17 protein-coding genes are annotated in these 17,479 nt (G+C 68.3%); 6 read left to right on the top strand and 11 right to left on the bottom strand.

Annotation, left to right across the window (positions count from 1 at the left end):
• The 9 genes from serA to phoB all read right to left on the bottom strand — a co-directional run bounded on the left by serA (position 1) and on the right by phoB (position 9,266).
• On the bottom strand, positions 1–1,200 hold the full coding sequence (gene serA, locus BMW75_RS13590) for a phosphoglycerate dehydrogenase (protein WP_092579966.1): 1,200 nt from the start codon (positions 1,198–1,200) through the stop codon (positions 1–3).
• A 132-nt stretch (positions 1,201–1,332) separates the two neighbouring features.
• Positions 1,333–1,791, bottom strand: a complete 459-nt coding sequence (locus tag BMW75_RS13585; RefSeq protein WP_092579964.1) for a DUF411 domain-containing protein — start codon at positions 1,789–1,791, stop codon at positions 1,333–1,335.
• Positions 1,792–1,835: 44 nt separating this feature from the next.
• A complete protein-coding gene (locus BMW75_RS13580; RefSeq protein WP_092579962.1) occupies positions 1,836–2,765 on the bottom strand; it encodes a copper resistance protein B in 930 nt (309 codons plus the stop codon).
• A gap of 3 nt (positions 2,766–2,768) precedes the next feature.
• Positions 2,769–4,547: a copper resistance system multicopper oxidase gene (locus tag BMW75_RS13575; RefSeq protein WP_092579960.1), complete on the bottom strand. Its 1,779-nt coding sequence runs from the start codon at positions 4,545–4,547 to the stop codon at positions 2,769–2,771.
• Position 4,548: 1 nt separating this feature from the next.
• Complete coding sequence (locus BMW75_RS13570; RefSeq protein ID WP_092579958.1) at positions 4,549–5,040, bottom strand: cupredoxin domain-containing protein; 492 nt, start codon at positions 5,038–5,040, stop codon at positions 4,549–4,551.
• 69 nt (positions 5,041–5,109) lie between these two features.
• Positions 5,110–6,486, bottom strand: coding sequence for a heavy metal sensor histidine kinase (locus BMW75_RS13565; protein WP_371467081.1), 1,377 nt, complete (start codon positions 6,484–6,486; stop codon positions 5,110–5,112).
• A 20-nt stretch (positions 6,487–6,506) separates the two neighbouring features.
• Positions 6,507–7,211, bottom strand: coding sequence for a heavy metal response regulator transcription factor (locus BMW75_RS13560; protein WP_092579955.1), 705 nt, complete (start codon positions 7,209–7,211; stop codon positions 6,507–6,509).
• Between the two features lie 36 nt (positions 7,212–7,247).
• A complete protein-coding gene (gene phoR / locus BMW75_RS13555) occupies positions 7,248–8,555 on the bottom strand; it encodes a phosphate regulon sensor histidine kinase PhoR (RefSeq protein WP_076518644.1) in 1,308 nt (435 codons plus the stop codon).
• 12 nt (positions 8,556–8,567) lie between these two features.
• Positions 8,568–9,266 (bottom strand): phosphate regulon transcriptional regulator PhoB, encoded by a 699-nt coding sequence (gene phoB / locus BMW75_RS13550; protein WP_076518645.1) that lies wholly within the window; start codon positions 9,264–9,266, stop codon positions 8,568–8,570.
• Between the two features lie 161 nt (positions 9,267–9,427).
• On the opposite strand from phoB, the gene ubiE reads away from it, so the two are divergent.
• From ubiE to BMW75_RS13520, 6 genes are all read left to right on the top strand, one after another.
• A complete protein-coding gene (gene ubiE, locus BMW75_RS13545) occupies positions 9,428–10,204 on the top strand; it encodes a bifunctional demethylmenaquinone methyltransferase/2-methoxy-6-polyprenyl-1,4-benzoquinol methylase UbiE (RefSeq protein ID WP_092579953.1) in 777 nt (258 codons plus the stop codon).
• 175 nt (positions 10,205–10,379) lie between these two features.
• Positions 10,380–11,387: a Tim44 domain-containing protein gene (locus tag BMW75_RS13540; RefSeq protein ID WP_092579951.1), complete on the top strand. Its 1,008-nt coding sequence runs from the start codon at positions 10,380–10,382 to the stop codon at positions 11,385–11,387.
• A gap of 179 nt (positions 11,388–11,566) precedes the next feature.
• Positions 11,567–12,205, top strand: a complete 639-nt coding sequence (locus BMW75_RS13535) for a ubiquinone biosynthesis accessory factor UbiJ (RefSeq protein WP_092579949.1) — start codon at positions 11,567–11,569, stop codon at positions 12,203–12,205.
• A 3-nt stretch (positions 12,206–12,208) separates the two neighbouring features.
• On the top strand, positions 12,209–13,762 hold the full coding sequence (ubiB, locus tag BMW75_RS13530) for a ubiquinone biosynthesis regulatory protein kinase UbiB (RefSeq protein ID WP_092579947.1): 1,554 nt from the start codon (positions 12,209–12,211) through the stop codon (positions 13,760–13,762).
• Positions 13,763–13,943: 181 nt separating this feature from the next.
• A complete protein-coding gene (locus BMW75_RS13525) occupies positions 13,944–14,822 on the top strand; it encodes a ferritin-like domain-containing protein (RefSeq protein WP_092579945.1) in 879 nt (292 codons plus the stop codon).
• 19 nt (positions 14,823–14,841) lie between these two features.
• Positions 14,842–15,330, top strand: coding sequence for an adenylyltransferase/cytidyltransferase family protein (locus BMW75_RS13520; protein ID WP_092579943.1), 489 nt, complete (start codon positions 14,842–14,844; stop codon positions 15,328–15,330).
• Positions 15,331–15,348: 18 nt separating this feature from the next.
• Here the strand turns inward: BMW75_RS13520 and BMW75_RS13515 are convergent, their stop codons facing one another.
• Together BMW75_RS13515 and BMW75_RS13510 are read right to left on the bottom strand one after the other, a co-directional pair.
• Positions 15,349–16,680, bottom strand: a complete 1,332-nt coding sequence (locus tag BMW75_RS13515; protein WP_092580036.1) for a TolC family outer membrane protein — start codon at positions 16,678–16,680, stop codon at positions 15,349–15,351.
• An 80-nt stretch (positions 16,681–16,760) separates the two neighbouring features.
• The gene (locus BMW75_RS13510; RefSeq protein WP_076521917.1) at positions 16,761–17,441 is read right to left on the bottom strand and encodes a protein-L-isoaspartate O-methyltransferase family protein; all 681 of its coding nucleotides are present in this window, start codon (positions 17,439–17,441) and stop codon (positions 16,761–16,763) included.
• Between the last annotated feature and the right edge of the window lie 38 nt (positions 17,442–17,479).

Genomic DNA, 17,479 nt, shown 5'->3' with positions numbered 1-17,479 from the left:
TTACAGCCGGTCGCAGCGCACCGTGATCGGGTGATCGCGCAGGGCGGTCATGACGATGTCGTCCACCTGGCCTTCCACGTCGGTGATCACGTAGCCGATCTGGCCGCGCGTCTGCAGCGTCTGGCTGACGATGTTCAGGCCGTGCTGGGCCATCAGGTTGTCCAGCGCGCCCAGCGCGCCCGGCGCGTTGCGGTGCACATGCAGGATGCGCGTGCCGCCGGCCTGCTCCAGGAACGGCAGTTCGGGGAAGTTGACGGCGCCCTTGGTGGTGCCGGCCTGCAGGAAGCGCACGAGTTTCTCGGCCACTTCGCGGCCGATGTTCTCTTGCGATTCCTGCGTGCTGCCGCCGATGTGCGGGGTCAGGATGACGTTGGGCATCCCGATGAGCGGGCTGGCCAGCGGCTCGTCCGGACCCTTGGGTTCGGTGGGGAACACGTCCAGCGCGGCGCCGGCCAGGTGCCCGGACTTCAGCGCCGCGTGCAGCGCGGCGATGTCCACGACCGTGCCGCGCGAAGCGTTGATCAGGATGGCGCCGCGACGCATGCGTGCGATGGTCTCGGCGTTCATGATGTTTTCGGTGGACTTGCCGCCGGGCACATGCAGCGTGACGACGTCGGCCTGCTCCAGCAAGTCGTTCAGCGTGCCGGCGGGACGGGCATTGCCCAGCGGCAGCTTGGCTTCCACGTCGTGATAGATGACGCGCATGCCCAGGCTTTCGGCCAGGGTGCTGATCTGCGAGCCGATGTTGCCGTAGCCCACGATGCCCAGCGTCTTGCCGCGCGTTTCAAACGCGCCCGCGGCGCTCTTGTCCCAGTGGCCCAGGTGCACGCGCGCGTTCTTTTCCGGAATGCGGCGCAGCAGCAGGATGGCCTCGCCCAGCACCAGCTCGGCCACCGAGCGCGTGTTCGAGAACGGCGCGTTGAAAACCGGAATGCCGCGCTGCATGGCCGTGTCCAGGTCCACCTGGTTCGTGCCGATGCAGAAGCACCCCACGACGCGCAGGTCGGGGTTGCCGGACAGCAGGGCGGCATCCAGGTGGGTGCGAGAGCGGATCCCCGCCACCTGCACGCCGCGCAGGGCGTCGTGCAGTTGCGACGGCGGCAGGGCCGCGGCGTGCGTGACGATGTCGGTGTAGCCGGCGGCCTCGAAGACGGCGCGGGCGCTGGGATGGATGTTCTCGAACAGGACGATTTGTGCCATGACTGCCAGGGGGTGGGTGAGAAACGGTTTTATTTATTGTGGACCATTTCTGCTGCAGTGCGGCGAGTAGCCATTGAGGCGGTGTGGGTGAATTGTTTCATTGCAAGGGGGCGCCCGGCCCGCGCACGCTGCCTAGCGGTACGCCTGGAACACCTTGGCCCCGCCGCGCTTGTCCACCAGCACGACATCGTGCGGCGTCTTGCGGCCGCCGTATTCCGGGCCGTCCATGCCCGGGGATCCCAGCGGCATGCCGGGCGCGGCAAGGCCCGCGGCGTCCGGCTTTTCCCGCAGCAGCCGGCGCACGTCGCTGGCCGGCACGTGGCCTTCGACGGCGTAGCCGTCCACCATCGCGGTGTGGCACGACCCATAGTCCGCCATGCCCGCATTGCGGCGGATGGGGCCGGTGTCGTCGACGTCGTGCGTGGTCACGGCAAAGCCGTTGTCGCGCATGTGCTGGACCCAGTCCTCGCAGCAGCCGCAGGTGGGCGTTTTCCAGACCTCCACCTTGACCGGCGTTTGCGCGGCCAGGATGGCGGGGGCGCACAGGGCCGCGGCGATGACGAGGCGGCGTGTAAGACGGGAAACGTTCATGATGCTCCGTGCAATGCGTGAGGTTGTCCGTGGGGCCGCGCCGGTCAGAACCAGAAGCGCACGCCCGCCATGACGGCGGCCTGGGACCGGCTTTCGCCCGCGTCCGCCGCGTAGCCTGCAGTCTGGCCGAACTTGCGTTCAAAGGATACGCCAACATATGGCGCGAATTCCCGGGTGACCTCGTAGCGCAGGCGCAGCGAGAACGAGCCGGCCGAAAGACCGGCGCCGACGCCACGGTCCGGATCGTCCTTGCCGTAGAGGCTGGCCTCCAGTTCGGGGGTGAGGATCAGCCGCTGGGTCAGCAGCAGGTCGTATTCGGCTTTCAGCGCCAGCGCGCTGCGGCCCGACGGACCCGCGTAGGCGGTGGCCTGCAGCTCGATGTCGTAGGGCAGCACGCCTTCGATGCCGATGGCGGCCCAGTTGCGCTTGGGGCCCGCGCCGATGTCGCGGCGCGCACCCAGCTGCAGGTCCCAGAACGGCGACACGGCATGGCTCCAGAACGCCTCGACCTTGCCGTCCGAGCCGCCGCCGCTTTCGCGTTCGCCCTCGCTCTTGAGCAGCAGGCGGTCCGTGGCGGTGCCGAACCAGAAGCGGCCATCCCACTCGAGGGCGTTGTGTCCGTCGCGATTGTGCGATGCGCCGAACTTGTCGAACAGGACCTGCCACGTCGGCGCGTTGTCCATCATGTGCGGATGGATGCCATAGCTGTCGTAGCCGCGCTCGCCCGCGCCGTCGCTGGCGGGCAGGCTGCCGATGGGCGGGGCGGCGGACGACCCGTCCGGGTCCGCCGGGCCATGGTCCATGCCGGCGTGTTCAGGTGGCGCGGGGGCGGGCGGCGCGGCGTGGTTCATCGCGCCGTGATCCATGCCGGCGTGGTCGGCCGCGCTCGGCTGCGCCCAGGAGGCGGGACCGGTCAGCGCGATGGCGATGGCGCACGCGGCCAGCGGGATATGCCTGGATTCGAGGGGTTTCATCGATTACTCCACCACGACCGCCCTGAACATGCCGGCCTCCATGTGGTACAGCAGGTGGCAGTGGTAGGCCCAGTTGCCGCGCGCATCGGCGCTCACGCGATAGCTGATGCGCTGCGCCGGATTGAGCGAGATCGTGTGCTTGCGCACCTGGAAGGCGCCGTCGGGCGATTCCAGGTCGCTCCACAGCCCGTGCAGGTGGATGGGGTGCGTCATCATCGTGTCGTTGACCAGCACGAAGCGCACGCGCTCGCCGTAGCGCAGCACGATGGGCCGGGCGTCCGAGAACTTCACGCCATTGAACGACCACATGTAGCGTTCCATGTTGCCCGTCAGGTGCAGCTCGATCTCGCGCGACGGCGGGCGATTGTCGTCCGGCTCGCGCACCGAGCGCAGGTCCGCATAGGTCAGCACGCGGCGGCCGTTGTCGCGCAGGCCGACGCCGGGATCGTCCAGCCGGGTCGAGACCACGTCGGGCAGCATGGCATTGCCTACGCCGCGCTCGGCGGGGTAGGGGTGCCGGACCTCGACCATGCCACCCTGGTCCGCGCCGGCGCCATGGACGTCCGCGTGTTCCATGCCGGGCATCGCGCCGTGGCTCGTGGCCTCGCCGGCGGCGCCGTGCGCGGCGTCCTTGCCCGGCGCGCCGTGTTCCGCGCCCGTGCCATGCGCCATGCCCATGTCCATCATGCCCAGGCGCTGGACCGGATCCAGCGCCGGGACGTCGGCCTGCATGCCAGTCCGGGGCGCCAGCGTGGCGCGTGCGTAGCCGGAGCGGTCCATGGCCTGCGAAAAGATCGTATAGGCGCGGTCTTCCCGGGGTTCGACGATCACGTCATAGGTTTCCGCGACGCCGATGCGGAATTCCTCGATCTCCACCGGCCGCACGTCCTGCCCGTCGGCGGCCACGACCGTCATCTTCAGGCCGGGGATGCGCACGTCGAAGTACGTCATTGCCGAACCATTGATGAATCGCAGCCGCACGCGTTCGCCCGGCTTGAAGAGGCCCGTCCAGTTGCCCGCCGGCGTGGCGCCATTGGTGAGGTAGGTGTAGGTCGCGCCGGACACGTCCGCCAGGTCCGTCGGGTCCATGCGCATCTGTTCCCACATGAGGCGTTCAGCCAGCGCGCCGCGCCAGCCCTGTTCGCGCGCGTCGGCGGCCAGGCTCTGCACGGTGGGCTGGATGCGGTTGTAGTAGGCCGGCATGACCTTCAGCTTGTTGAACACGCGCATCGGGTCTTCGTCCGTCCAGTCCGACAGCAGCACCGTGTAGTCGCGGTCAGCGGCGATCGGATCGCGGCGGCGCGGGTCGATGACGATGGCGCCGTACAGGCCGGTCTGCTCCTGGAATCCCGAGTGGCTGTGATACCAGTAGGTGCCGCTCTGGCGCACGTCGAAGCGGTAGGTGAAGGTCTGGCCGGGATCGATGCCGGGAAAGCTCATGCCTGGCACGCCGTCCATGCCCGTGGGCAGGAGGATGCCGTGCCAGTGGATCGACGTCTGTTCGCGCAGCCGGTTGGTGACATGCAGGGTCACCGTGTCGCCTTCGCGCCAGCGCAGCAGCGGCGCGGGAAGCTGCCCATTGACCGTGGTGGCGATGCGCGCGGCGCCCGTGAAATTCACCGGGGTCTCGCCGATGTCCAGGTGGAATTCGGTGCCGCGCAGTTCCTGGGGCGGCGGGGGCGAGGCCAGGGCCGACCGCCAGCCGCCCAGCGCGGCCAGCGCGCCGCCAGCGGCCAGCCCATGCACGAAGCGCCGGCGCGAGGGAAGAGAGAGCGCCGTCATGTCACAGCACCGAGACCGAACCCTTCATGCCCGCGGCGTAGTGGCCGGGCTCCAGGCAGCCGAACGACACCGTGCCGGCCTTGTCGAAGCGCCACACGATCTGGCCGCTTTTGCCGGCGTCCAGCGAGATGGCGTTGGCCTCCTCGTGCCGCATGCCGGGATCCTTCATCATCATGGCGTAGTGCGCCTTCAGGTCGGCGTCGGTGCCCAGCACCAGTTCATGTCGGATCTTGCCGCTGTTGCGCACGTTCAGGCGCACGGTCTCGCCGGCCTTGACGTCGATGTTGGCGGGCGAAAAGCGCATGGCGTCGGACATGTCGATGTCGATGGTGCGCGTGACGCGGGCGGGGTCGCCCGGCTTGCCGATGGAGCCGGCGGCGGCCGGCATGGCGTGGCCCTCATGGCCAGGGCCGTGACCGCCGGCGGCGAGGGCGGCGCCGGACAGGGCCAGCGCCAGGGCGGCGAGCGTGGTGCGTAGCAGAGTGCCTTTCACGAGAATCCTTTCGGTGTGACCGTGATGGCACTCTACGCGGGCGCGGGTGACCCGATCCTGTCCCGCAGATTACGTTTTTGTCATGTTCGCGCAAGCGGCGGGCAGGTCGGCGCTTCGGAGCGTGATGCCGACCACGGTGCCGGACGCGTCGGACCTCGCATCGGCCTCGCCGCCGTGCATGCGCGCGATCGCACGCACGATGGCCAGACCCAGCCCATGGCCTTCGCTGCGAGGCGCGCGCGCCTGGCCGGTCCGGAAGAAGCGGTCGAAAATGCGCGGCAGGTCCGCGGCCGGGATGGGCGGGCCGGGATTGCGCACCTCCACGCGCGCGCCCGCGTCCAAGGGCGAGCACGCCAGCACGATTTCGCCGCCCCGTGGCGTGGCCTTGATCGCGTTCGAGATCAGGTTGGCGAGCGCGCGGCGCACCAGCCCGCGATTGGCGGCCACGGTGGCATCGCCCTCGCAGCGCAGCCGCACGCCGTGTTCCTCCAGCGTGGCGTCGTAGTATTCCGCCACGCGCCGCGCTTCGGCGGCCAGCGACACGGACGCCAGGTCGGCGGCGCGTTCGCCGCGGTCGGCGCGGGCCAGGAACAGCATGTCGTTGACCAGGGTTTTCAGGTCTTCCAGTTCTTCCAGATTGGATTCCAGCGCGTCGCGCAGCGCCGCGGCATCGCGCGGCGAGGACAGCATGACCTGCGTGCCGTTGATGAGCGTGGCCAGCGGCGTGCGCAGTTCGTGCGCCACGTCCGCGTTGAAGCCCTCCATCTGCTGATACGCCGCTTGCAGCCGGTCCAGCGTCCGGTTGAAGGAGCGCACCAGTTCATGCAGCTCGCGGTCGGTGTCTGCCAGCGGCAGGCGGCGGGCCAGGTTGTCCGGCTGGATGCCGGCCGCCTGCTCGGACAGCCTGCGCGCCGGGGACATGCTGCGCCGCACGGCCCAGGCGGCCAGCACGACGGTGGCGCCGACCCACAGTGCGCAGATCAGGACCAGCGCGGTGCCGTAGGCGTAGAGAAACTGCGCACTGGTGCGCGTGCTGACCGCCACGGTCAGTTGCCCGCCGGGCAGGATGCGGTCGTTCATGGCGACGCGCAACCCGCGCATGCGGCCGCCGTCGGGCGCCTGCAGCAGGACCTGGCGGCCATCGGCTGACTCCAGCGTTTCGGGGGCGGCGCCGCCGTACACCACCTTGCCCTGGGCGTCCTCGATCCAGATGCCCAGTTGCGCCTGTCCCGCGCGCATCTGGTCGAAAGTGGCGGCCAGGTCGTTCAGGCCGCTGGCGCTGTTCTGCATGTCGATCAGGTGGTCGATCAGCTCGAGCTTGCCGCTGACCTCGGTGATCTCCTGGCGTTCGACTTCGCGCTTGAGCGCCCAGAACAGCGTCGCGCCGGCCAGGCTGGACACGAGCAGGGCGATGGCGCCCAGCAGCACGGTCAGCCGCGCCTGCATCGAGCGCATGCGTGGCCGCGTCACGTGGCGGAACCGCCCGCCGTGCTGTCCGCCGGGCGACGCGATTCCAGCACGTATCCCATCCCGCGCACGGTGTGCAGCAATTTCGTGTCGTAAGGGTCGTCCAGCTTGCCGCGCAGCCGGCGCACGGCTACGTCGATGACATTGGTGTCGCTGTCGAAGTGCATGTCCCAGACTTGTTCGGCCAAGGTGGTGCGCGACAGCACCTGGCCCTGCCGGCGCAGCAGCAGGGCGAGCAGGCTGAATTCCTTGGCCGTCAGGTCCAGTCGCTGACCGCCGCGCTGGGCGCGGCGGCGCGCCAGGTCCAGCTCCAGGTCGGCCAGGCGCAGCAGCGTGGGCTCCTGGGAGCGGCCGCGCCGCAGCAGCGCCTGCACGCGGGCCGCCAGCTCCGAGAACGCAAAGGGCTTGACCAGGTAATCGTCGGCGCCGCCTTCCAGGCCGCGGACCCGGTCTTCCACCGCGTCGCGCGCCGTCAGCATCAGGATCGGGGTGTCCTTGCGCGCGCGGACCGACGCCAGGATCTCGAAGCCGTCCACGCCGGGCAGCATGACGTCCAGCACGATCAGATCGTAGGCGCCCTCCAGGGCGAGATGGCGGCCGTCCACGCCGTCGCGGGCCACGTCGACCACATGGCTTTGCTCCGACAGGCCCTTTTTCAGGTAGTCGGCCAGTTTGGGTTCGTCTTCGATGACCAGGATGCGCATGGCAAAAATTTACCACCCGCGCCGCGTGCACACCGGTCAGGCGGTTTCGTCGATGGCCACGCGGTCGGGCGGAAAGCGCAGCGTGAAGACGCTGCCCTTGCCCGGTTCGCTGGTGATGAGCAGTTCCGCGTCGTGGCGCATGGCGATGTGCTTGGTGATCGCCAGCCCCAGGCCGGTGCCGCCCACCGCCCGCGACCGGCCCCGGTCCACGCGGTAGAAGCGTTCGGTCAGGCGCGGCAGGTGGCGCGCCGGAATGCCGATGCCGGTGTCCTGGACGCTGTAGCGTGCGCCGCCCTCGGGCTCGCGTTCCCAGCGCACGGTGATGGTGCCCCCGTCCGGCGTATAGCGCACGGCATTGGTCAGCAGGTTGGAGAAGGCCGAGGTCAGTTCGTTCTCGGCGCCCAGCACGTCCAGCGTTTCATCGATGTGCCAGACCAGTTCGTGCCGGCCACCCGACAGCGCCTCGATCTGCTGACGCGCCTTCTGCAGCAGCGCGCCCATGTTGACGGCGCGCGGATCGCTGCCCGGAGACGATTCCAGCGTGGACAGCGTCAGCAGGTCTTCCACGATGGCCTGCATGCGCTGGGCCTGCTCGTGCATCATGTCGATGTACTGTTCGCGCTGTTCCTGGGGCAGCGCGTCGTCGGGCAGGTCGCGCAGCGTTTCCAGAAAGCCCGCCAGCACCGTCAGCGGCGTGCGCAGTTCGTGCGACACGTTGGCGACGAAGTCGCGCCGCGTGGTTTCCAGCCGTTCGATCTGCGTCACGTCGCGGGTGATGAGCAGGCGCTGGTTGCTGGCGTAGGCCGTCAGCTGCATCATCATCAGCCGTTCCTGGCCCTGCTGGCCCAGCCGCACCAGGATCGGCTCGGGCCAGGACGGGCGATGCGCGTACTCCACGAACTCGGGCGCGCGCAGCAGGTTCAGCAGGTTGTGGCCGCGGTCGGCGGGCAGGCGCAGGCCCAGGTGCTGGCGCGCCATGCGGTTGCACCAGTCGATCTGGAAGTCTTCGTTCAGGGTCACCGCGCCATCGGGCAGGGCCTGGGCGGCCGCCAGCATGCCCTGCATGGTGTCGCGGGTTTCAGCCAGTTCGCGCGCGCGGGCGCGGGTGTAGCGATAGAGGGGGGCGAGGATGTCGTCCCAGGGTCCCACCGAGGCGGGCGGCGCGGTGTCCGGCTGGTTGGCCCAGCGCGACACCAGCGTCAGGCGCCAGCTGCGCCACAGCAGCATGGCGGTCAGCGCCGCCGAGAACACGATCCAGCCCGCCGGGTCTCCAATGAGCCATTGCGCCAGTAAGGCAACCACCGCCCACAGGGCGACCAGAAATAGAGTGCGCAGCCAGATCATCGTGCGCAAGTTTTACCGCGTGGGGAGCTGTGCCGTAAACCGATAGCCGCTGCCGCGGACCGTTTCCACGTGCGCGTCATGGCCGCTGGGTTCCAGGGCCTTGCGCAGGCGGCGGATGTGCACGTCGACCGTGCGCTCTTCCACGAACACGTGGTCGCCCCAGACCTGGTCCAGGAGCTGCGAACGGGAGAACACACGTTCGGGGTGCGTCATGAAGAAATGAAGCAGGCGGAATTCGGTGGGGCCGATCTGCAGCGCCTGGCTGTTGCCCGACAGGCGATGCGTCACCGGATCCAGCTTCAGGCCGCCCACGTCGATGACGTCATCGGTGAGCTGGGGCGCGCGGCGGCGCAGCACGGCCTTGATGCGGGCCATCAGCTCTTTGGGGGAGAACGGCTTGGTGATGTAGTCGTCGGCGCCGGCTTCCAGGCCGTCCACCTTGTCCTGCTCGGAGCCCTTGGCGGTCAGCATGATGACCGGGACGGCGCGGGTGCGCTCATCGTTGCGCAGCTTGCGCGCCATCGCCAGGCCGGACGTGCCGGGCAGCATCCAGTCCAGCAGGATCAGGTCGGGAAGCTCGGCGCGGATCAGCGTCTGAGCCTGGTCGGCGTCGAAGGCGCGCAGCACTTTGTGCCCGGCGAAGGACAGGTTGACGGCGATCAATTCCTGGATTGCGGGTTCGTCTTCGACGACGAGGATGGTGCTGGACATATTGAATTTGGCACACTTCGGAGCGCCGGCGCGGCGCGAACATTGCGATAGTATGGCCGCAATATTTCAGGTATGTGACCGCGGCGCGCCTTCTGGCAGGTCCGTCCGCCGCCGGCGCGCGCCCGATAGGCTACCATTGAACGATATATCGGGAATCCACCATGCAAAACCCCTCCGAATCGCAACAATCCTCCGGCGCCGGCTCGGCATCCACGCACTTCGGCTTCCAGTCGGTCCCCGAAAGCGAAAAGGCCCGCAAGGTCGCCGAAGTGTTCCATTCGGTCGCCCAGCGCTACGACGTCATGAACGATTTCATGTCGGCCGGCCTGCACCGTGTCTGGAAGGCCTTCACCATCGGCCGCGCCGCCATCCGCCCCGGCATGAAGGTGCTCGACATCGCCGGCGGCACGGGCGATCTGGCCAAAGCCTTCGCCAAGCGCGCCGGTCCCACGGGCGAGGTCTGGCTGACCGACATCAATGATTCCATGCTGCGCGTGGGCCGCGACCGCCTGACCGACGCCGGGCTGCTGGTGCCCACCGCCGTGTGCGACGCCGAGCGCCTGCCGTTTCCTTCCGGCTATTTCGACCGCGTCAGCGTGGCCTTCGGCCTGCGCAACATGACCCACAAGGACCGCGCGCTGGCCGAGATGACCCGGGTGCTCAAGCCGGGCGGCAAGCTGCTCGTGCTGGAGTTCTCGCGCATCGCCAAGCCGCTGTCGCCGGCCTACGACTGGTATTCGTTCAATGTCCTGCCGTGGCTGGGCAAGAAGGTCGCCAAGGACGAGGCCAGCTACCGCTACCTGGCCGAATCCATCCGCATGCACCCCGATCAGGAGACCCTGGCCGACATGCTGCGCACCGCCGGACTGGAACGGGTGCAGTACTTCAACCTGACGGCCGGCATCGCCGCCCTGCACGAAGGGGTGCGCCTGGGCTGACGCCCGGGGTCGACGGCCATTGCGCCCGCCCGCGGGGAACTTGTGGGGCGCAGGCTTGTCCGTTATTCTTACACCATTCAGATAACTGTAAGGAAGTCGCGCAGATGGTCCCGCGTATTGCGGGGCCCTCCCGTTGCTCGGGGCAACGGGGGCGCGAGTACGAGGGAGCAAACCTATGTCCAAGTTCTGTCTTTCGCGGTTTGTCGCCGCGGCGCTCATCGCCGTTTCCGGCGCGGCGCTGGTGACGGCGTCGTTCGACGCTGAAGCCCGCCGTGCGGGTGGCGGCGCCAGCGTCGGCCGGCAATCCTCCAATGTGACGACGCAGCGCCAGGCCACCACGCCGCCGGCTGCCACCAACAATACGGCGGGCGCCACCGCCGCTCCGGCAGCCGCCGGCGCGGCCACGGCCGGCGCCGCAGGCGCTGCCGCCAAGAGCGGCGCGTCGCGCTGGCTGGGCCCCATCGCCGGCATCGCCGCTGGCCTGGGTATCGCGGCGCTGCTCTCCAGCATGGGCCTGTCGGGCGCCTTCCTGGAGTTCCTGTCGTCCGCGCTGCTGATCGCCGCCGTCGTCTTCGCCGTCATGTTCATCATTCGCCGCCTGCGCGGCGCCGGTCCTCGCACCGCGACGCAAGGCGCGTTCGGTGGGGCCAACAACGCCTCGGGCCAGCAACAGCAGCCGATGTGGCGTGAATCGCTGAAGCCGGGCGCCGCCGCGCCCGCGGCCGCCGCGCCGGTGGCTGCAGCGCCTGTTGCGCCGCCGGCCGTCCTGCCTGCGGCGGGCGATGACAACAACTGGTTCGTGCCGGGCGATTTCGACACGGTGAACTTCCTGAAGCAAGCCAAGGAACAGTTCATCCGCATCCAGGCCGTCTGGGACAGCGGCAGCACCGATGGCCTGCGCGAGTTCCTGACCGATGACCTCATCACCGAGCTCAAGCCCCAACTGGCCGAGCGCGGCGCGGCGCCCAACAAGACCGAAGTGGTCCTGCTGAACGCCGAGATGCTGGGCATCGAGACCGTCTCCGACGGCCACCTGGCCAGCGTGCGCTTCTCGGGCATGCTGCGCGAGGCCCCGGGCGCCGAGGCTTTCCGCTTCGAAGAAGTCTGGAACCTGTTCAAGCCGGCCAACGGCGGCTGGTTGCTGGCCGGCATCCAGCAGATCCCGGTCGAGCACGCCAGCTGAGCCTGACGCACCGGATCGACCGATCCTCTGCCGCGGGCGCCGCAAGGCGTCCGCTCGAACCGGCCCCCAAAGGGCCGGTTTTTCCATGCGCCTGGGCAAAACAGGCTCCCATCTAACCCGTTACACTCCCGATTTACCCATCAACTTCGGCAAGCCCTCCCGGGGTCCTTGCAACCGCCATGCTGCCTTTCCCGTTCCTGCCAACTCCCACGCGCCTGGCCATCAGCGCCCTCAACGCCCTGTTGCGGCGCGAGGACTGGGCGCGCGAGCGCCTGGCCCGGCATGCCGGCAAGACGGTGCGCTTTGCGGTGGGCGGCTTCACGCTGGGCTTGTCGATCGACAGCGAGGGCCTGGCTGACCAGGCCGACCCGGCCGTGGTGCCCGATGTCACGTTGACCGTGGCCCCCGAAAAGCTGCCGCTGCCGCGCCTGGGCGCCGGGCACGAGAAGCCCGATTTCGCCGAGGCGACACACATCTCCGGCGACGCGGCGCTCGCGCAGGTGGTGGCGGACCTGTCCAAGCAGTTGCGCTGGGACCCGGAAGACGCGCTGGCGCGCGTGGTGGGCGACATCGCCGCGTTGCGCATCGTGGGCGGCGCGCGCGCCGTGGCGGGCGGCGCCCGCACGGCTGGCCAGCGCCTGGCCCAGAACGTCTCGGAATACCTGGCTGAAGAAAGCGGCGTGCTGGCGGGCCGCCCGGCGCTGGAACAATGGCGCCTGGACCTGGCCGAACTGAACGCCCGCGCCGATGCGCTGGCGCGTTCGGCGGCCGCCCTGCAAACCCGCCTGGCCTCGGCCGGCGCGAAACGGGGCGCCTGATCCATGTTCCCCTTGCTGCGCCTCTTTCGCATCATCGTCGTCTCGCTGCGCTATGGCCTGGACGAGCTGGTGCTGTCCAGCCTGAATCACCCGCTGGCCACCTGCCTGCTGCGCGTCATACGCCTGGGCACGCGCCCGCGCCTGCCGCGCGGGCAGCGCCTGCGCCTGGCGCTGGAATCGCTGGGCCCCATCTTTGTGAAGTTCGGGCAGGTGCTGTCCACCCGCCGCGACCTGATTCCCGCCGACATCGCCAACGAACTGGCGCTGCTGCAGGACCGCGTGCCGCCGTTCCCGTCGGCGCAGGCGGCCGCCTGCATCGAGGCGGCGCTGGGCGCGCCGCCGGAAAAGCTGTTCGCACAGTTCGACGTGGACCCGGTGGCCTCGGCCTCCATCGCGCAGGTTCACTTCGCGGTGCTGCACGATGGCCGCGAAGTGGCCGTGAAGGTGCTGCGCCCGGGGATGCTCAGCATCATCGAAAAGGACCTGTCGCTGCTGAAAGTGGTGGCGCGCATCATCGAGCGCCTGGGCGCCGACGGCCGCCGCCTGAAGCCGCGCGAGGTCGTGGCGGAATTCGACAAGTACCTGCACGACGAGCTGGACCTGGTGCGCGAGGCCTCCAACTGCAGCCAGCTGCGCCGCAACTTCGGCCCCGAGTCCGGCCGCGGCGACATGCTGATCGTGCCGGAGGTCATCTGGGAATACACGGCGACCACCGTCTTCACCATGCAGCGCATGTACGGCATGCCGGTGGGCCAGGTGGAGCGCATGCGCCAGGCCGGCATCGACATCCCGACGCTGGCGCGCACCGGCGTGGAGATCTTCTTCACGCAGGTCTTCACGGACGGCTTCTTTCACGCCGACATGCACCCGGGCAACATCTACGTGTCGGACCGCCCGGACACGCTGGGCAGCTATATCGCGCTGGACTTCGGCATCGTGGGCTCGCTGTCCGAGTTCGACAAGAATTACCTGGCGCAGAACTTCCTGGCCTTCTTCCACCGCGACTACCGCCGCGTGGCGCAATTGCACATCGAGTCGGGCTGGGTGCCGGCCGACACGCGCGAAGAAGAACTGGAGGGCGCGGTGCGCGCCGTCTGCGAACCCTACTTTGACCGGCCGCTGTCGGAGATCTCGCTGGGGCAGGTGCTGCTGCGGCTCTTCCAGACCTCGCGCCGGTTCAACGTCGAGATCCAGCCGCAGCTCGTGCTGCTGCAAAAGACCTTGCTGAACGTCGAGGGACTGGGCCGCCAGCTCGATCCCAACCTGGATCTCTGGAAGACCGCCAAGCCCTACCTGGAACGCTGGATGCGCCAGCGCGTCGGGCTCAAGGGCCTGCGGCAAAGCCTGGAAAAAGAAGCCGCGCAGTGGTCGCAGATGCTGCCCGCGCTGCCCAGGCTGGTCCATGACCACCTGAGCCGGCCCAACGTCTCGCCAGCCCTGCTGACCGAGATGATCCAGCTGCGCCGCGCACAAGAGCAGAACAACCGGCTGGTTGCAGCGCTGGTTGGTGTGCTGGCGCTGGCCGTCGGGGTCGCCTTATGGGCCCTGACCCGATAGGCGGCGCGATGATCTAGACCTCTACTGTCATGTTTCATTCATGAAACGGTCATCATAGCTTCGCGGGAGACGGCGAAAAATAGCGCTGCGGTGGATGGAATGCAGCGCCACGCCTACAAGACGCGCGCGCCATTCACTCATTCTCATAGCCCCACTAGGGGGACGAATACAAGGGCAGAACATGCTTTATCCTGAACTCTTCAAGACCATGGAAGCCGTGCGCTGGAACATGGCGCACGACATTCCCTGGGGCGATTTCGACCGTAGCAAGCTCTCGGACGAGCAGGCCCACACGATCAAGATGAACGCCATCACCGAGTGGGCGGCGCTGCCGGCCACCGAGATGTTCCTGCGCGACAACCGCGGCGACAGCGATTTCTGCGCGTTCATGTCGGTCTGGTTCTTTGAGGAACAGAAGCACTCCCTGGTGCTGATCGAGTATCTGCGGCGCTTCCGCCCGGACCTCGTGCCCACCGAGGAAGAGCTGCACAACGTGCGCTTCGAGTTCGACGCCGCGCCGGAACTCGAAACCCTGATGCTGCATTTCTGCGGCGAGATCCGCCTGAACCACTGGTACCGCCGCGCGGCCGAATGGCACACCGAGCCGGTCATCAAGGCCATCTACAAGACCGTGGCCCAGGACGAGGCGCGCCATGCCGGCGCCTATCTGCAGTACATGCGCCGCGCCCTGCATGACCGCGGGCAGGACACGAGCGAACAGGCCCGCCTGGCGTTCTCCAAGATCGGCGTGTTGATGGCGTCGGCCGGGCGCACGCAGCAGGCGCTGCATCCGACCAACCTGCACGTCAACAAGGACCTGTTCCCCAACGACACGGTGCAGTCGCGCCTGCCCGAGCCGGGCTGGCTGGAGCACTGGCTGGACGCGCAGATCCGCTTTGACGGCGTCTGGGAGCAGAAGGTCGCCTCGCGCATCCTGCACATCCTGTCCAAGCTGATGGATCGCAGCTTCGAGACGGTCAAGGACCTGAACCGCTATCGCAAGGAAATGACCGCGCTGATCGTGCCCAAGGAAAAAGAGATCATCCTGGCGGGCGCCTGATCCCTCCTATAATCGCCGCATGCCTGCCGCCCGTTTCGAATCCAAGGTCCTGTCCCGCGACGACTGCGTCGCCGCCGTCGCCGCCGGCCGCTTTGCGCGGCCGCTGGTGTTCACCAATGGCGTGTTCGACATCCTGCATCGCGGGCACGCGACCTACCTGGACCAGGCGGCCCAACTGGGCGCCACCCTGGTGGTGGCGGTCAACACCGACGAATCGGTGCGCCGCCTGGGCAAGGGCGCCGAGCGTCCGCTGAACCGCATGGAAGACCGCGCGGCGCTGCTGGCCGCGCTGGGCTTCGTCACCGTGGTCACGTCCTTCCATGAAGACACGCCCGAGGCCCTGATCGGCCAGCTCAAGCCTGACCTGATCGTCAAGGGCGGCGACTACGACATGGAAAAGCTGCCCGAGACCGCGCTGGTCAAGACCTGGGGCGGCCGTGCGGTGGCGATTCCCTTTGAATTCGAGCGCTCGACGACGGCGCTGGTGAAGAAGATCCAGGCGGGTTGATCCCTGCCGGAACCGCGTTCAGCGCGGCATGTGCAGCAGCCGGTTGATCGCTTCCAGGTCGGTCTCGGCCAGGATGCCGCTGGTGGCCTTCAGGCGCAGGCCGGATAGCACGGTGCTGTATCGCGCCAGCGCCAGGTCACGCTGCGTGGCGTAGAGTTGCTGCTGGGCGTTGAGCACGTCCAGGTTGATGCGCACGCCGACCTCGTATCCCGTACGGTTGGCTTCGACGGCGGCGCGGCTGGACTTTTCGCCGGCCTCCAGCGCCTGGATGCGCGCCAGCCCGCTGGTGACGCCGGTGTAGTACTGGCGCGCGGCCTGCACGGCCTGGCGGCGCGCGGTTTCGAAGTCGTAGCGCGCCTTCTGTTCCAGCTCGACCTTTTCCGTGACCTGCGATGAGACGCCGCCGCCCGAGTACAGCGGTATGGACAGCACCACGCCGATCGTGTTGTCGATCGGCTTGCCGGGCGCCGCATTGCGCATGACGGCGTCGCTGGCGCTGCCGCTGGTGGCGCGCAGGTTCAGGGTGGGATAGTGGCCGCTCTTGGCGATCTGGATCTCGCGGCCGGCGATGCGGGTGAGCAGTTGCGCGCGCAGCACCTCCAGGCTGGAGGATTCGGCCTGGTTGCTCCAGTCGGCGATGCGGGCAGGCTGGGGCGCGGGAAGCTTCACGCCGTAGGGCAGCTCGGCCAGGGCGCCAGGCGGCGTCCCAATGATCTTGGCGAGCTCGTCGCGGCGCACTTCCAGGTCGTTCTGCAGCCGCAGTTCCTGCGCGACGACGAGGTCATAGCGCGACTGCGCCTCGTACGTGTCGGTGATGGTGGCGTTGCCGAGCTCGAAGTTGCGCTTGGCCGATTCGAGCTGCCCGGCGACGGCGGCCTTTTCGGCCTCGGTGGCGGTCAGCGTGTCCTGGGCATACAGAACGTTGAAATAGGCGTCAGCGACCCGCAGCAGCAGGTCCTGGTAGGCCTGCTGGAGCTGCACTTCCACGTCGGCGACGATGAGCTTGGACTGCTCGAAATTCTGCCAGCGGCCCCAGTCGAAGAGCGGCTGGGTCAGCGCCAGGTCCCACACGCCGCGCCCGCCGCTGTAGGCATAGGACAGCCCGCGGGTGCTGCGGGTCTCCTGATAGGCGCCGCCGGCCTCGGCGGTGATCAGCGGCAGCAGCAGCGCGCGCGCCTGCGGTTCTTTTTCAAGGCCCGCGCGGTAGTTGGCCCGCGCGGCGGCATAGGTGGGGTCGTTGCCCAGCGCGGCCTGCCAGACCTGGATCAGGTTCTGGGCGGACGCCGTCAGCGGGCCGACGCTTGCGGCGCAGGTGAAAACCAGTAAAGCCGTAAGCGATCGGACGCGCATGATCATTCAACGATACGCCGGGCCGCCGGACGCGACGCCGGCCCCATGGGGGCCGGGCGGGTGGCGGCGGGTTTGCGGGGTCAGAACTTGAACTGGGACACCGCGACGCCGCGCAACGGCTTGATGACCGTTTCGAAGAGGTTCACGGTTTCGAAGCTGGCGGCGGTGGTGCGGGTGATGCGACAGGCCGTCATGACGGGCGCCTGGCCAACCACCACGACAAGGCGGCCGCCCACGCGCAGCTGGTACTTCAGCGCATCCGGCACGACCGGCACGGAACCGGTGACCAGGATGGCGTCGTATTCGGTGGAGCCCCAGCCATTGCGGGCGTCGCCGGTTTCGACCTTGACGTTGGTGACGTTGTTCATCTGCAGGTTCTGCTGCGCGAAGGTCACCAGGCGGCTGTCGATTTCAACCGAGGTGACCTGCTGCGCCAGGTAGGCCAGCAGGGCGGCCTGGTAGCCCGAGCCCGTGCCGATCTCCAGCACGCAGTCGGACTTGGTCAGCAGCAGTTCCTGGGCGAGGCGCGCTTCGACCTTGGGGGCCAGCATGGTCTGGCGCGTGTTGACCGCATTGATCTCCAGCGGCAGCTCCAGGTCGGAAAACGCCAGCGCGCGCAGGGCCGGCGGAACGAATTGTTCGCGGCGCACATCGAACAGCGCTTGCAGCACGTTGGCGTCCAGGACATCCCACGGGCGGATCTGCTGTTCCACCATGTTGAAGCGGGCTTGTTCTACGTCGGGCAGGGTCGAAGCGTTCATGACGGTCAGAAAAAACAGAGGAATCAACAGGCCATTGT

Source organism: Achromobacter sp. NFACC18-2 (genome assembly GCF_900108985.1).
Lineage (GTDB): Bacteria > Pseudomonadota > Gammaproteobacteria > Burkholderiales > Burkholderiaceae_B > Achromobacter.
This window is presented reverse-complemented; position numbering and strand designations above follow the sequence as displayed.